This window comes from Ardenticatena maritima (assembly GCF_001306175.1).
Lineage (GTDB): Bacteria > Chloroflexota > Anaerolineae > Ardenticatenales > Ardenticatenaceae > Ardenticatena > Ardenticatena maritima.
Map to the genome: position 1 here is coordinate 14,560 of NZ_LGKN01000001.1, position 13,284 is coordinate 27,843.

13 protein-coding genes and 1 CRISPR repeat array are annotated in these 13,284 nt (G+C 61.5%); of the genes, 3 read left to right on the forward strand and 10 right to left on the reverse strand.

Annotation, left to right across the window (positions count from 1 at the left end):
- The first annotated feature begins 118 nt into the window (after positions 1-118).
- Entirely contained in the window at positions 119-1,381 is a 1,263-nt protein-coding gene (gene hemW, locus SE16_RS00050) for a radical SAM family heme chaperone HemW (protein WP_082374478.1), read from the forward strand.
- Between the two features lie 6 nt (positions 1,382-1,387).
- Here the strand turns inward: hemW and SE16_RS00055 are convergent, their stop codons facing one another.
- The 8 genes from SE16_RS00055 to SE16_RS00090 all read right to left on the reverse strand — a co-directional run bounded on the left by SE16_RS00055 (position 1,388) and on the right by SE16_RS00090 (position 10,232).
- A complete protein-coding gene (locus tag SE16_RS00055) occupies positions 1,388-1,798 on the reverse strand; it encodes a hypothetical protein (protein WP_054494253.1) in 411 nt (136 codons plus the stop codon).
- A gap of 34 nt (positions 1,799-1,832) precedes the next feature.
- Entirely contained in the window at positions 1,833-2,885 is a 1,053-nt protein-coding gene (locus SE16_RS00060) for a polyprenyl synthetase family protein (protein WP_054494254.1), read from the reverse strand.
- Between the two features lie 22 nt (positions 2,886-2,907).
- Entirely contained in the window at positions 2,908-3,978 is a 1,071-nt protein-coding gene (locus tag SE16_RS00065) for a DUF2270 domain-containing protein (RefSeq protein ID WP_054494257.1), read from the reverse strand.
- Between the two features lie 21 nt (positions 3,979-3,999).
- Complete coding sequence (locus SE16_RS00070) at positions 4,000-5,184, reverse strand: class I SAM-dependent rRNA methyltransferase (RefSeq protein ID WP_054494259.1); 1,185 nt, start codon at positions 5,182-5,184, stop codon at positions 4,000-4,002.
- A gap of 149 nt (positions 5,185-5,333) precedes the next feature.
- The gene (locus SE16_RS00075) at positions 5,334-6,068 is read right to left on the reverse strand and encodes a cytochrome c biogenesis CcdA family protein (RefSeq protein WP_054494261.1); all 735 of its coding nucleotides are present in this window, start codon (positions 6,066-6,068) and stop codon (positions 5,334-5,336) included.
- On the reverse strand, positions 6,065-6,379 hold the full coding sequence (locus tag SE16_RS00080; RefSeq protein WP_054494263.1) for a glutaredoxin family protein: 315 nt from the start codon (positions 6,377-6,379) through the stop codon (positions 6,065-6,067). The genes SE16_RS00075 and SE16_RS00080 overlap by 4 nt, the downstream gene beginning before the upstream one ends.
- The gene (locus SE16_RS00085) at positions 6,376-7,683 is read right to left on the reverse strand and encodes a glycosyltransferase family 4 protein (RefSeq protein ID WP_060687045.1); all 1,308 of its coding nucleotides are present in this window, start codon (positions 7,681-7,683) and stop codon (positions 6,376-6,378) included. Before SE16_RS00085 ends, SE16_RS00080 begins: the two co-directional genes overlap by 4 nt.
- Before the next feature lie 32 nt (positions 7,684-7,715).
- Positions 7,716-10,232, reverse strand: coding sequence for a sugar phosphate nucleotidyltransferase (locus tag SE16_RS00090; RefSeq protein ID WP_054493355.1), 2,517 nt, complete (start codon positions 10,230-10,232; stop codon positions 7,716-7,718).
- 103 nt (positions 10,233-10,335) lie between these two features.
- On the opposite strand from SE16_RS00090, the gene SE16_RS00095 reads away from it, so the two are divergent.
- Positions 10,336-10,605, forward strand: a complete 270-nt coding sequence (locus tag SE16_RS00095) for a hypothetical protein (RefSeq protein WP_054493354.1) — start codon at positions 10,336-10,338, stop codon at positions 10,603-10,605.
- An 8-nt stretch (positions 10,606-10,613) separates the two neighbouring features.
- Positions 10,614-11,420: a UbiA family prenyltransferase gene (locus tag SE16_RS00100; RefSeq protein WP_060687047.1), complete on the forward strand. Its 807-nt coding sequence runs from the start codon at positions 10,614-10,616 to the stop codon at positions 11,418-11,420.
- 39 nt (positions 11,421-11,459) lie between these two features.
- On the opposite strand, the gene SE16_RS00105 is transcribed toward SE16_RS00100, so the two are convergent.
- Positions 11,460-11,756 (reverse strand): thioredoxin domain-containing protein, encoded by a 297-nt coding sequence (locus SE16_RS00105; protein WP_054494104.1) that lies wholly within the window; start codon positions 11,754-11,756, stop codon positions 11,460-11,462.
- 27 nt (positions 11,757-11,783) lie between these two features.
- Positions 11,784-12,119, reverse strand: coding sequence for a hypothetical protein (locus SE16_RS00110; protein WP_060687049.1), 336 nt, complete (start codon positions 12,117-12,119; stop codon positions 11,784-11,786).
- A gap of 210 nt (positions 12,120-12,329) precedes the next feature.
- Positions 12,330-13,194: direct repeats of the CRISPR family, unit length 37 nt; unit sequence GTTTCAATCCCCTTGCGGGGATTAGGGCTTTTCAGAC.
- Positions 13,195-13,284 lie beyond the last annotated feature (90 nt).

A 13,284-nucleotide genomic window follows, 5' to 3' on the forward strand; every position in this document is an offset into this window, starting at 1 on the left:
GCGCTTTTCAGCCGACGGTATGTAAAGAGTTTGGCACAGGTGTTTGGATTTTGCCAAAAGAGAGTATACTTGTGGACACCCTTCACCTTCAAAAATATGTGCCAGTGTGGTTGTTTCAATGCCCATTTCTGATACAGCATCGCTCCAATCCAATAACGTCTCGTATGCCCCGGCGTGGGAAGCGCACCCGCCCCCTTTGGGCATTTATATTCACATTCCGTTTTGTGCGGCGCGTTGCATTTACTGCGATTTCAACACCTACATTGACCTCGACCACCTCAAAACCGGCTATGTGGACGCCGCGCAACGTGAAATTGAGATGGTGGGGGGGGCGCTCAATCGTCCGCCGGCGCAAACGATCTTTTTTGGCGGGGGCACCCCCACAGCGCTGGCGCCGGAGCACCTGGCGCGGCTGATTGACGCATGTCGCCGAGTGTTCGATCTCTCGCCGACGGCGGAAATTACGGTTGAAGCCAACCCCGGCTCGGTGAGTGCTGAAGGTTTGCGGGCGTTGCGTGCGGCGGGGGTGAACCGCCTTTCCTTTGGCGTGCAGAGTTTCGACGACGCGACGTTGCGCTTTTTGGGGCGCATTCATTCAGCGGATGAAGCGCGCCAGGCGGTGGATGAAGCGCGGCGCGCCGGTTTCGACAATATCAACCTGGATTTGATTTACGGGTTGCCGCGCCAGTCGCTGGCGGAATGGCAAGCAACCTTGGAAGCGGCGCTGGCGCTTGAACCAGCGCACTTGTCGCTGTATGCCCTCATTGTTGAACCGGGAACGCCCTTGCAACGTTCGATTGAGAGGGGCGATATTCCCCCACCGGACGACGATGAAGCCGCCGCGCAGTACGAATGGACGCTTGAACGGTTGGCGCGGGCGGGATATACGCAGTACGAAATCAGCAATTGGGCGCTTGCCCAGCCTGGTGATGATAGAACGCCGCGGTTGGCGTCGCAGCACAATCTCATCTACTGGCGCAACCAGTTTTACGTGGGGATTGGGGCGGGGGCGCACAGTTATGTGCGCGGTGTGCGCTACGCCAACGTGCGCCACCCGCAAACGTACATGCGTGCCGTCATGCGTGAACAGACGCCCGACGATCTTCCCGCCCCCGCGCTTGACCCCGCCACGCGCGACCCCATTGACGTGGCGCTGGCGCAGTCTGAGCAGATGATGCTCGGTTTGCGCCTTGTGCGCGAGGGGGTCTCGGCGGCGCAGTTTGCGCAACGGTTTGGGGCTACGCTGGAAGCGCGCTTCGGTGCGACGATTGATGCGTTGCTGGCGCGAGGCTTGCTCATGTGGGATGGCGACCGCCTGCACTTGACCCGCCGCGGTTTGTTGCTCGCCAACCAGGTGATGGCGGCGTTTTTACCTGATTGAGCGCGGCTAGGCGGTGAATGTCGCCTGACAGACGCGACACCGATATTCGTTGCCGCCAAGATGGTCCGGTTCGCCGTGTACCCACAACCCACACGCCGGGCACTTGTAGGCAAAGACGCGGTACGGTTTTTCCTCGTGCGCGTCGTCGCGAATCGCGGCGCGCAATGCTTCCCGCGATTGGGCGGCGACCACTTCGGCGGCTTCAACGCGCCCACTTTCGGCAACGTCCAATGCCAGGACCATGCCTTCAACGACCTTGTGGCGTTCGGTGATGTTGGTGAAGACACCTTCATCCACCGTGAAATCGTACTCGCGCCCTTCGGGGTCGTCGAAGCGGGTGGCAATGAATGAAACGGTATCGCCGCCAAAAAATCCCCCGTAGTTGAGTACTTCTTTGACTGTGTACAGGTTCTGCATGCATGCCTCCTCGTTGAGCGTATCGGTTTGTCTCTTATTCCGTGCGATGTTGCAACAACCGTACCAGATGGCGGAGTTGTTCCACGGCGTGCTCGCCGTATTGCACCGCTACCTCGTCGAGCATCTGTTCGGCTTCGGCGTAGGCGGCGTGCATTTCGGCTTCGGCGGCTTTGCGTGCGCCGGTTTGCTCGATAATCGCAAGCGCACGTTCGACGTCGGCGTCGGTCAGCGGCGTTTCGCGGGCGTAGAGGGCGCGCAGCGATTCAGCGTCTGGACCGGGGTGCGCCAGCGCCAGCAACACCGGCAAACTCTTCTTGCGTTTGCGAATGTCGTTGCCCACGGGTTTCCCCGTTTGGTGCGTTTCGCCCCACAGCCCAAGCAGGTCGTCCTGAATTTGGAAGGCGCGCCCCAGCCGCTCACCAAAGCGGCGGTAGCGGGCGCGGTCGTCGTCAGGAAGCCCGGCGATAATCGCGCCTAACTCGGCGGCAAGCCCCAACAGCACGCCGGTTTTGCCGGCAATCATGGCGCGGTACTCATCGGGCGTGACGTCAAGGCGCGTTTCAAACGCCATATCCTGGTGTTGCCCGCGGCAAAGCGCCACCATGGTCTCGCTGAACCGGTGGGCGGCATGCACCACACGCTCAGCGGGCACGCCCACGTCCGCCAGCCCGAACAATGCGCGGTGGGCGATGGCAAAAAGCGCATCACCCGCGTTGATGGCTTGCGGCACGCCCCACAGCGTCCACAATGTCGGGCGATGGCGGCGCTCACGGTCGCCGTCTTCGATATCGTCATGAATCAGCGAGAATTCATGCACCAGTTCCACAGCCGCAGCAGCGGGCAAGGCGCGTTCGCGGGGCACGCCCAGCCCTTCAGCGCTCATCAACACCAGCGCCGCCCGCACGCGCTTGCCGGTGGGTTGGCGTGCAGGGCGGAACGTTTCATCCGCCCAGCCCAGGTGGTAATGCAACATGCCGAACATTGCGGCGCCTTCCCCTTCGATGGGGGGCACGTAGCGCCGCATGGCGGCTTCGATATCGGGAACGTATGGCGCGACCAAATCGCGGATGGTGGCAGGTCTGGTCATCGGTCATCCTCGGTTTGTTGGTTCAACTTGGCGCCTGGAAGCCGCGTCCCACAACTTCATGCGCCGGATTCAGGATGAGAAACGCGTCCGGGTCGGCGGTATAGACGGAGCGTTTCAGTTCGCGTACTTGTTCGGGGTGGACGGCGACCAGCAAAATGGCGCGTTCTTTGCCGGTGTACATGCCGGTGCCGCGCAACGCCGTCACGCCGCGACCCAGGCGATTGAGAATCAATTGGGCGACTTCTTCCCCCTTGTCGGTGATGATGTAGGCAATCTGGTCGTGCGGCTGGAAAATCGCCGGTGCGCCGTCTTCCAGTAGGTCGGTGGCGAGTTCCCCCAGGCGGTGGACCACGCGGGCGGGGAGTGGCAGGTCTTGCGGTTGCAAGACTTCGCCCGAGGCTTGGGTGAGCCCTGTGGTGAGCCAGCCGATGGCGAAAATCAACACGTTGAAGAGAATCCCCGCTCCGATAATCACTTCGCCGGGTATGGGACCCACGGCGGCGCGGCGCAGAAACGCATCCCATGATTGCAGGGGAAAGGGGTGCAGGTAAATTTTGATACACCAGGTGAGCGCCAGCACGATGTAGATGTACTGGTAATTACGCCGAAAACGCCGCCCGATGGCTTCCCAAATGCTGATGGTGAAATGAGGCGTGAGCAGTGTTTCGGCAAGCAGGGTCGCCCATTTGGGGCGCGGTTCAAACGGCGGCACGAGCATGGCAGCAAAAAGGTCGGTTTCCAGCAGGCGCAGGCGGTACGACCAGAGTTCGTAGTAGCGGTAGCGGCGGGCTTCGATGATGAGAAAAAGCGTGATGAGCAAGGTGTTGATGGGAATGAGCAGGTGGGTGTTGTTGGGAGCGCTGAACGCAAATGAAAGCGTCGCGCCCGTGGTGACGACCGCCCAGTTGGTGGTGCTGTCCAGCCGCTGGCGCCAGACGTTGGCGCGCGACATTTCGCCGCGGTAGAAGTGCACCATCGCCGTTGCAAATTCGCTGGGGCGCAGGTGATAGCCGCGAAAATGCCAGACCTCGTTGGGGTCTTCGTTTTTGTGCGGCTCTGGGGTTTGGGCGTCTTCGGGTTTTTGCTCGCTCATCGCGCTTGTATCTTCATGCCTTCAACTTGCCAGACAAACCAGCCCTTTCAGGTAGGCGCTTTCGGGAAACGTCAATGCGACGGGGTGATCGGGTCCCTGTGTCATGCGGGCGATGATGTGCGCGTCGCGACCGGCATCCAGAGCGGCGCTGAACAGAATCTGCTGGAACAAATCCGCCGAGACAAGCCCCGAACAGGAGAACGTCATCAGGATACCGCCTGGCGCAAGCAGGAGCAACGCCAGCCGGTTGATGTCTTTGTAGCCCCGTGCGGCGGATTCAATTTGTCGGCGGGTGTAGGCAAACTTGGGTGGGTCGAGCACAATCAGGTCGAATTGTTCGCCGCGGTCGCGGAAGGTGCGCAAGACTTCAAACACGTTGCCTTCGATGAACGTGTTGTCGGCGTCGGCAAAGCCATTGAGCGCGATATTTTCACGCGCCAGGGCGAGTGCGTCGGCGCTACTCTCCACGCTGATGGTGGCGGTCGCCCCGCCGGCGAGCGCGGCGACAGTGAACCCGCCCGTGTAGGCAAAGCAGTTGAGCACGCGCCGCCCCGCGGCAAACCGGCGAATCAACGCGCGGTTTTCGCGCTGGTCCAGGTAGAAGCCCGTTTTGTGCCCGTGCACCACGTCGACCCAGAAGGAGAGCCCATGCTCGCTGATACGCACCAGCGCCGGCGGCGCTTCGCCCCACACCAGCCCGGCGGTCGGTTCAAGCCCTTCAAGCCGCCGCACCTCTTCATCGCTCCGCTCGTAAATGCCGCGCGGTGCGAGCAGGTCGGCAAGCGCTTCAACAATCGTGGCTTTGTGCCGCTCAATGCCCAGCGTGAGGCTTTGCAACACCAAAAAATCGGCGTAGCGGTCAACAATCAACCCCGGCAGCCCGTCCGATTCGGCGTTGACGAGGCGATAGGCGTTCGTCTCGTCGGGGATGATGGGGGCGCGGCGGCGGGCAATGGCGCGTTCCAGGCGGCGACGCCAAAAGTCGGCGTCCACGCGCTCGGCGGGGTCGAATGTGAGCAGGCGCACCGCAATTTGCGAGGCGGGGTTGTAGTAGCCGCGCGCCAGCCACTGCCCGCGATGGTCGAGCACGTCCACGATGTCGCCGGCTTCGGCGTCGGCGTGGGCGATAGCGCCGCTAAACAGCCAGGGGTGGCGTTGGGCGACGGATTTTTCGCGTTTCGGTTTGAGTGTGATGGTTCTGTTCATCGGTTGTGCGGCTCGCTGTGTGTGATGTTGGCGCGATTATAGCGCAGTGTGCCCAACATGCGAATAGGCGCGCCAACACAAAACGGGCACACCCGCAGGCGTGCCCGTCCATTTCACGCGCGACGCCGTTGTCGCGCAGGAAACGGCGGTTAGAGAAGGTTCAGCAACCAATCGGGCGTGAAGCGGATGAGATAACTGTTGAGCATGGTCATGCGGTTGCTGAGCAGCAGAAGCCCCACCGCAATCAGCAGGATGCCGCTGGCTTGCTCGATGCGGCGCATCCAGGCGCCTGGGCGCAAGCGTGTGAGCAGTTGGTTCGTGCCCAGGGCGGCGAGCAGAAAAGGAATGCCCAATCCGGCGGAATAGACCGCCAGCAAGAAAGCGCCTTGCAGGGCGGTGCCGCTGGTGTACGCCAGCCCCAAAATGGCGCTCAGCACAGGACCAACGCAGGGGGTCCAGCCGGCGCCGAACACCACCCCCAACCCGTATGAGGTGAAGAGGTTAGGTTCGCGGGCGACTTTTTGCATGTCGAGCCGCTTCTCCATGTAGAGCCACGGAATGCGGATGACGCCCAAGAGGTGCAAGCCCATGAGAATGACCAGCAACCCGCCAAGCCGCACCAGCAGGGGCACGCGGTCTTGCAGGGCGAAGCCAATCAGCCCCACCGAAGCGCCCAGCACGGTGAAGATGCTGGCAAAGCCGATGATGAACGCGCCGGCGTGTGTGAGCAGCGTGCGGCGGTCGGCTTCGTTCGGGTTGAGTGAGCCGGTCAGGTAGCCCAGATAGACGGGAACAAGCGGCAAGACGCAGGGCGAAAGAAAAGAGAGTATGCCCGCCACAAAGGCGCTCCCGATGAAAAGGGGCGAAAGGTCGGGTGTCGTCATGGGTTCAACTCCTCGGTGTTCGTCTCTATGGATGGAGACGCTGGTTCAGCAGGGGTGCTTACGTCGCGCTGGAATGCCGCCAGGGCTTTGCGCAAGCGAAATTCGCTGATGCGCCCTTCAAAGCGGGGACCGCCGACCAGTTCAACAACGGGGATGCGGTCGGCGAAAGCGTCCGTCAGCGCGGGAGATGCGGCGATGTCGCGCTTTTCCCAGGTGAGCAAGCCTTCCGCCGCCAGGCGTTCCAGAATGTGGGCGGCTTTGTCGCAGAGCGAGCAGTCGGCGCGGGTGTAGAGTATCGCGTGTGCGCTCATGCCCCCACTCCTGACGGCCAGTTGTTTTCGAGCAGAAGATGGCGCACTTTACTGCGCAACGTTTCGACAACACGCTCCCACAGGTAAAAGCGCGCGGTGGCGGGACCGTTGCGCCGCAGGTTTTCTTCCAGTTCCGGGTGTTCTTGCAGGTAGAGCAGGTTGCCCACAATTTCCATGGGGTCCGATGTGTCGAGCATGATGGCGTTGTGCCAGTGTTGGGCGTAATCCTCGCCTGTGGACCCCGTAAACGCCACGCCCCCCACCGCCATGGTTTCAAGCCCCACCAGCCCAAAAGGTTCGTGCCCACTGTTGGCGAGCACGGCATGGCTGGCTTTGAAGGCGGCGCGCAACAAGGCTTCGGGAACGTAGAAATCGAGTTCGAGCACGTCGGCTTCGTCGGCGCACATGCGAATGTGGTAGAGCGCTTCTTCCGGCGTGGGGCGGCGCAGTGTCAGGCGCAGGTGGTGCAGGTTGAGCAGGTGGGTTTCGTTCCAGACGACGCCGCCGTAGGGTTCCAACCCGCCACGTGCCAGAAGCAGCGGGCGCAAGCCCAGGGCTTTGAGCCGCGCCACCGCATGGATGGCTTGAATCCAGTTTTTGCTGGGGTCGAAGCGGGCGGTTTTGGTGAGCAGCAGCCGCTCTTTGGCGATGTTTTGCAGGGGGGTCACCAAATCCGCACGCACGGGGTCGAGAAAGCGCATGGGGACGCCGTTGGGAATGATGAGCGGGTTGATGCCGTATTCCCACATGCGCAGTTTCATGTAGCGGCTGACGGCGGTGATGTGCGCGGCTTCTTGCAGGCGTTGCCAGTCAATCTGGTCGAAGCCGAAAATGTTGTTGGCGTTCCAGAGCATAATCACAGCCCGCCGCAGGTTCTCTTCGAGAAGCCGCTGGTGCAGGACAACCATGGTTTCGCTGGTGTGCCACTCTTCGCCCATGATGATGACGTGTTTGCGGCGTTCTACGGCGGCTTTGACAACCTGCTCGATGACGAGATAGGGCACAACACTGGTGTACACAGCGTGTTTTTGGTGTTCGCCCGCGTACACGCCTGTGGGGAAGCGGCGGCTCACTTCTTGCGCCACGCGCCACCATGTGAGCGGCAGGTTGGCATGCGATTCGCGCTCAGGTTTGTCTGGGTCGCCTACAAAGAAGATGTGGGTTTCATAGCCGAGCGTCGCCAAGGTTTGCGCCAGTTCACTGACACGGACACCAAGTCCGCCGGCGAGTGAGTATAAATCTGGTCCCTCAAACGACAGTAAAACAAACGTCGTCTCTTTCGGATGGAGTTCTGCGATTTGCATTGATGGACGAGCCTCTTCGCTTCGTAATTTGCTCAGGCGAACGTCAGCAACAGGTTGTTGACCAGCGCGACATAGCGGTCCACGAGTTCGTGTGCATTCTGGGCGGTGCGTCCTTCGGCGATGATTCGCACCGCGGGCGCGTCGGCGTCGGGAATGATGAGCACCCACTCGTCGCCAAGGTCAATGCGCACACCTTCGGGAACCTCTGTGCGCGGCTGGTCGCCGTATCGCTCGATGAGTTGGCGCATGAGCGCCCCTTTGTGTTCCCACGGGCATGGCACACGACCATGCGCCATGTGGTAGGCGGGCAACTCGCGCACAATTTCACCCAGCCGACATTCCGCCAGAGCGCTGAGTTCCATAATTTTGGCGATTGCGAACATTCCGTCAACAAACGGGGTGAAGCCGGGAAAAATAAACCCACCGCCGCCGTCGCCAATCAGGGCGAATTTGCCTGTTTCGGCGGCACGCATGAGTGATTGAGGGTCGCTTTTGAGCCGCCGCACATGCCCGCCCATTTCCTCGGCAATGCGCTCGAAGGCGCGTGGGGCGGTGTTGGGAATGCCAACCGTGCACCCTTTCCAGACCATGAACGCCAGTTTGGTGATGGCGAGGAAGGCGTCCATGTCGCTCACACGTCCGCGGTTGTCTACCGTGATGAAGATGCGTTCTCCGCCTACGTCGAGCCGCGCACCGAAGTTGATGCCCAGCGAGGTGGTGATGGCGGCGAGGCGGTTCATGCCTTGCGCAAACTGTTCACGTGTGCGGAAGAGTTTGCGCTCGTCAATGTCAGCGTTGACGGCGACCACATCCACATTGAGTTCGGTGAGCAGAGGGGGGAGCACCTGCGTTGAAACGGCGTTGGCGTAGTCAATCACCACCTGCCCGAAGGCGTTGGGTAGCGGCCAGAGGTCCTGGTCCAGGCTGTTGAGGAAGTGGTAGGCGTACCGCGCCTGCACGTCGGTGGCGTAGTCAATGCGCCCGATTTCGTCAAGGTAGGCGCGGCGAATGTCTTCACGATGGAAAACGGTTTCGACGTTGCGTTCGTGGCGATGCCCCAGGTCAAGCCCGTTGGCGTCGAAGAATTTGATGTCCACGACGCGGTTATCGTAGGGGGAAAGGCGCACGTGGATACCGCCCTGGGCGTGGCTGGTGCGCGTGTAGTAGCGGGCGACGGGGATGGGTTGGGTTTGGATGTCGAGCGCGTGGACGCCCGCTGAGGGCAGCCCGCTCAGCAGGGCGCGCTTGATGACGCGCGGCGTGTTGTGGGCTTCGCGGTTGAGCACGACGGAAGCGCCGCGCGGCAAGGTCGCGCCGAACGCGCCGCCGAGTTTGGCGGCAAATTCGGGGGTGATGTCCACGTTGACGATGCCCGTGACGCCGTAGCGCCCAAAGAGCGTGCGCCGCCCCCGCGACCCCCAGATGATGCTGGCGCTGACGACGGCGCCCGCTTCGACTTCTTTGTCGGGCCAGATTTTGACGTTGGGCTGGATGATGGCGTCTTCTTCAATGTGCACGTTGTCGCTGATAATCGCGCCCTCGAAGATAATCACGCGCGATTTGATACTGCATTGGCGCAAAATAATCGCGCCGCGAATTTCCGTGCGTTCGCCGATGTAGGAATTGCGCCAGATAATCGAGCGTTCGATGGTGCTCCGCGCGTCTATGACTGTGCCGTCACGGATGACGGCGGGACCTTCAATCACGACGCCGCCTTTCAGTTTCACGCCTTCGCCCAGGTAGATGGGACCAACCAGGCGGGCGTCGGGGGCGATTTCGACTTCTCCACCGGTGTAAATGCCTTCGCAGAGCGGCATGCCCAGCGGTTCAACCTTGACGCGCCCTTCCAGCACGTCTTGCGTGGCGCGCACGTAGGCTTGCGGGTTCCCGATGTCGGTCCAGTAGCCTTCGGCGATGTAGCCGTAGGGGGGTGTTCCGCGTTCAATCAGCAGGGGAAACAGGTCGTGGCTGAAATCAAAAACGCTGCCCTTCTCGATGAAGTTGAGCACTTCGGGTTCAAGAACGTAGATGCCCGTGTTGACGGTGTCGCTCACCACGTCCGCCCAGCCGGGCTTTTCAATGAAGCGCGTGATGCGGTCTTCCTCGTCGGTGATGACGATGCCGTATTCCAGCGGGTTGCTCACCCGTGTGAGGGTGACGGTCGCCAGCCCCCCTTTGCGTCGGTGAAACTCGATGATGGCGCTCAGGTCGAAATCGGTGAGCGCGTCGCCACTCAGCACGATGAAGGGTTCATTCGGGTTGAGCAGTTCGGCGGCCTGGCGCACACTGCCCGCTGTCCCCAGCGGCACGTCTTCGACCGAATAGCGAATGTTCAGGCCGAATTCGCTTCCGTCGCCGTAGTAGTCTTGAATGTAGTGCGCCATGTACTGCACCGTCAGCACCAGGTCGGTGATGCCGTGGCGCTTACAGAGGTCGAAGATGTGCCCCAACATGGGTTTGTTGACGAGGGGGACCATGGGTTTTGGGCGGTTGATGGTCAGTGGGCGCAGACGCGAGCCTTCGCCACCAGCCATGATGACGGCTTGCATGGGGGATACCCTCCAGGAATTGCTGATTTGTTCGTTCGTGTTTTGATTGTAGCCTTATCTGTTGGATGAGGAAAGAGCCAAAAATGAAATGTGAGGCGACAGCATGGTGTTGATGATCAGCCTTCTGGCGTTGGCGTGTTTGGTCTGGTTGGCATGGCCGCCCCGTGATGAGGCGCGCTGGGCTTTTTTTGCCGCGCTCGGCGTGGCGGCGGGCTGGCTGGTCTTTGTGGGGTGGTGGTATGGCATTCCGGCGGAAGGGCGCGCCATGCGCTGGCTCTGGTTGGTGGTGCTGGCGTTGACGGGGGCGCCTCTGGTGCACCTGTTCGTCTGGAGCGCCGTCCGCCTGGTGGCGCAACGGGTGCGGCGGCGATGAGGGCGCGCGTGGCGGCTGTTCTGCGCTTGATGCGGGCGCATAGCGCGCTGGGGGCGGCGTTGCTGGTGCCGCTGGGGGGCGCGCTGGCGGGGGCGAACGGGTGGGATGGGCGCTGGATACCGCCCGCCCTGCTGGCGTTTGTGCTGGCGGCGTGGGGCAACGTGGACAACGATATTCACGATGTGGCGATTGACCGCCTCAATCGCCCAACGCGCCCTTTGCCGTCTGGGGCGCTGACGGTGGCGACGGCGCGGCGTGTGGCGGCCACGCTTGCCGGCGTTGCGCTGGGGCTGGGGGGCTGGCTGGGCTGGGTGGCGCTGACCGGTACACTGGCGGCGTTGGCGCTCACGGCGGCCTACACGCGCGAACTCAAAGGGCGCGGTGTGCTGGGACCGGCGCTGGTGGGCATGCTGACGATGTGGCCGCTGGCGTTTGGGGGGCTGTTGGCGGGGGATTTGGCGCGAGTTTGGCCTGTTGGCGCGGTGGTGGGGGCGCTCTTTGCCGCGCGCGAGGTGGTGAAGACGGTGCATGACCGCGCCGGCGATGCGGCGGCGGGGGTAGGCACGCTTGCCGTGCGGTGGGGCAACCGGCGCGCGCTGGCGTGCGCGGCGGTCTGGTTGGGGGTGGCGCTGGGGGTGGCGTGGGCGACGCCCTTCATCCGCGTGGTGGGGAGTTTGGCGGTGTTGTGCATGGCGGCGGTGTTTGCGCCTGTCTGGCGCGCGCCCCTGTCGGTGGGGACGGTGGCGCGTGCGCTGGCGTGGAGCAAGGTGGTGGGGTTGCTGCTGGTGGTGGGGCTGCTGGTCTGGTGGCGATGAAGCGCGGCGGCGTGTTGCACACACGCCGCCGCTGTGGTGTTAGGGCAACCCGAGTTCGCGTTTCAGGTCTTCAACGGATTTGTGCCCAAAGCGCAGCAAGCGAATGTCGCCGTCGGGGGTGATGATGAAAACGGGTTCATTAGGCGGGTTGAGCACGCTTTGCCCGAACGTGTCGCCGAGTTCGCGCACCATGTCGGGCGTGGCGCGGGCAAAGCGCCAGGTGAAGTTGTGGCGCTCGGTGTGGGCGCGCAACAGGTCTTCATCTTCGTAGATGTCAATATCCAGGCTGACGGCGGTGATGTTGTCGGGGAGACCACCGGTCTCCAGCGCCTGCACCTCTTTCGACTGGCGCAGGCAATTCGTTCACCAGACCGCCATGAGTTGCAGAAGGACGGTATCGCCGCCTTCAACCAGTTGCGCGATGGTGAAGGTTTCGCCGGTGCGCACGTCGCGCACGGGGGTGGTCATCCAGGCCGGCCATGCGCGCGCGCTGGTGGTCGGCTCAGCCGCCTGGGTGGCGGTCGGCGGCGTATCGGTCGCTGTGACGGCGGCGGTGGTGGGTGATGCGGATGCGGCCGCTGTCGGTTCGCGGGTGTGGGTGGCGTCGGCGCTGCGTTCTTCGGGCGCGGGGGCGGTGCTTGTACCGCCGCAGGCCGCAAGAAGCAAGGCAAGCGCCAGAACAACAATTTTTCTGGCCATAAACAGTCCTTTTCGTTTTTGCAGGTTGGCGGAAGTATTCTAGTGTAGAGACGCCGCAGGGCAAACACTTCTTACCGCGTGCTTTCTCTCCGCTCGTTTCCCCCTTCGCGGCTCAGCGTGTGGCGGGGTGTCCACAGCGGCTGAACAGAGGCGCAGAAAGCCGAAAGGCATGAAAAAACCGGGGTCAAAGCCCCGGTCATCTTCTCCTGCGTTTCAATCCCCTTGCGGGGATTAGGGCTTTTCAGACGAAGGTTTGGCGGCGGCAAAACGTCCACTGCGTTCATGCTGTTTCAATCCTCTTGCGGGGATTAGGGCTTTTCAGACTCGCGCCTATGTGGACGTAGGCGTGCGATATTTTGAGGTCGGTTTCAATCCCCTTGCGGGGATTAGGGCTTTTCAGACCATGAATACCACCCACGTCCGTGGATAGCCACTTTCGAGTTTCAATCCCCTTGCGGGGATTAGGGCTTTTCAGACCAAGATCTTAGAAGCCGTCAACGGCAAAAAGTATCCTGTGTTTCAATCCCCTTGCGGGGATTAGGGCTTTTCAGACTGAGCGATGTGCGCCTGAAGGCGCTTGGGGTAAAGTCTGTTTCAATCCCCTTGCGGGGATTAGGGCTTTTCAGACTAGGAGACGGCGCAAACACGTCGACAGTGCTCGTGACGGTTTCAATCCCCTTGCGGGGATTAGGGCTTTTCAGACGGCAACCAGATTGATTGGGATATTCATCGTGGACAGAGTTTCAATCCCCTTGCGGGGATTAGGGCTTTTCAGACCTTGAAGAGAAAGGCGACCTTGGGAAGGTCGTGGAATACGTTTCAATCCCCTTGCGGGGATTAGGGCTTTTCAGACCGACAATTCGAGCGTACGTTTCAAGCGTTGCGTACGGTTTCAATCCCCTTGCGGGGATTAGGGCTTTTCAGACTCCCTTTTACTTGAATCCAATCAACGGGAAGACTACGTGTTTCAATCCCCTTGCGGGGATTAGGGCTTTTCAGACAGACGACTCTTTTGTAGGAGGCGGATTATGTTTGTTGGTTTCAATCCCCTTGCGGGGATTAGGGCTTTTCAGACTGTACGGATGTGCTATGGGCGTCGCCCGCTTGTCCGCTTCATCTGTGGCACAGCATACAGGAAAATGGCGCGTTTGTCAACCCCCAAAAC

Coding starts and splice junctions, on each gene's coding strand:
- hemW (WP_082374478.1), top strand. CDS start 119: ATGCCCATTTCTGATACAGCATCGCTCCAATCCAATAACGTCTCGTAT.
- SE16_RS00055 (WP_054494253.1), bottom strand. CDS start 1,798: ATGCAGAACCTGTACACAGTCAAAGAAGTACTCAACTACGGGGGATTT.
- SE16_RS00060 (WP_054494254.1), bottom strand. CDS start 2,885: ATGACCAGACCTGCCACCATCCGCGATTTGGTCGCGCCATACGTTCCC.
- SE16_RS00065 (WP_054494257.1), bottom strand. CDS start 3,978: ATGAGCGAGCAAAAACCCGAAGACGCCCAAACCCCAGAGCCGCACAAA.
- SE16_RS00070 (WP_054494259.1), bottom strand. CDS start 5,184: ATGAACAGAACCATCACACTCAAACCGAAACGCGAAAAATCCGTCGCC.
- SE16_RS00075 (WP_054494261.1), bottom strand. CDS start 6,068: ATGACGACACCCGACCTTTCGCCCCTTTTCATCGGGAGCGCCTTTGTG.
- SE16_RS00080 (WP_054494263.1), bottom strand. CDS start 6,379: ATGAGCGCACACGCGATACTCTACACCCGCGCCGACTGCTCGCTCTGC.
- SE16_RS00085 (WP_060687045.1), bottom strand. CDS start 7,683: ATGCAAATCGCAGAACTCCATCCGAAAGAGACGACGTTTGTTTTACTG.
- SE16_RS00090 (WP_054493355.1), bottom strand. CDS start 10,232: ATGCAAGCCGTCATCATGGCTGGTGGCGAAGGCTCGCGTCTGCGCCCA.
- SE16_RS00095 (WP_054493354.1), top strand. CDS start 10,336: ATGGTGTTGATGATCAGCCTTCTGGCGTTGGCGTGTTTGGTCTGGTTG.
- SE16_RS00110 (WP_060687049.1), bottom strand. CDS start 12,119: ATGGCCAGAAAAATTGTTGTTCTGGCGCTTGCCTTGCTTCTTGCGGCC.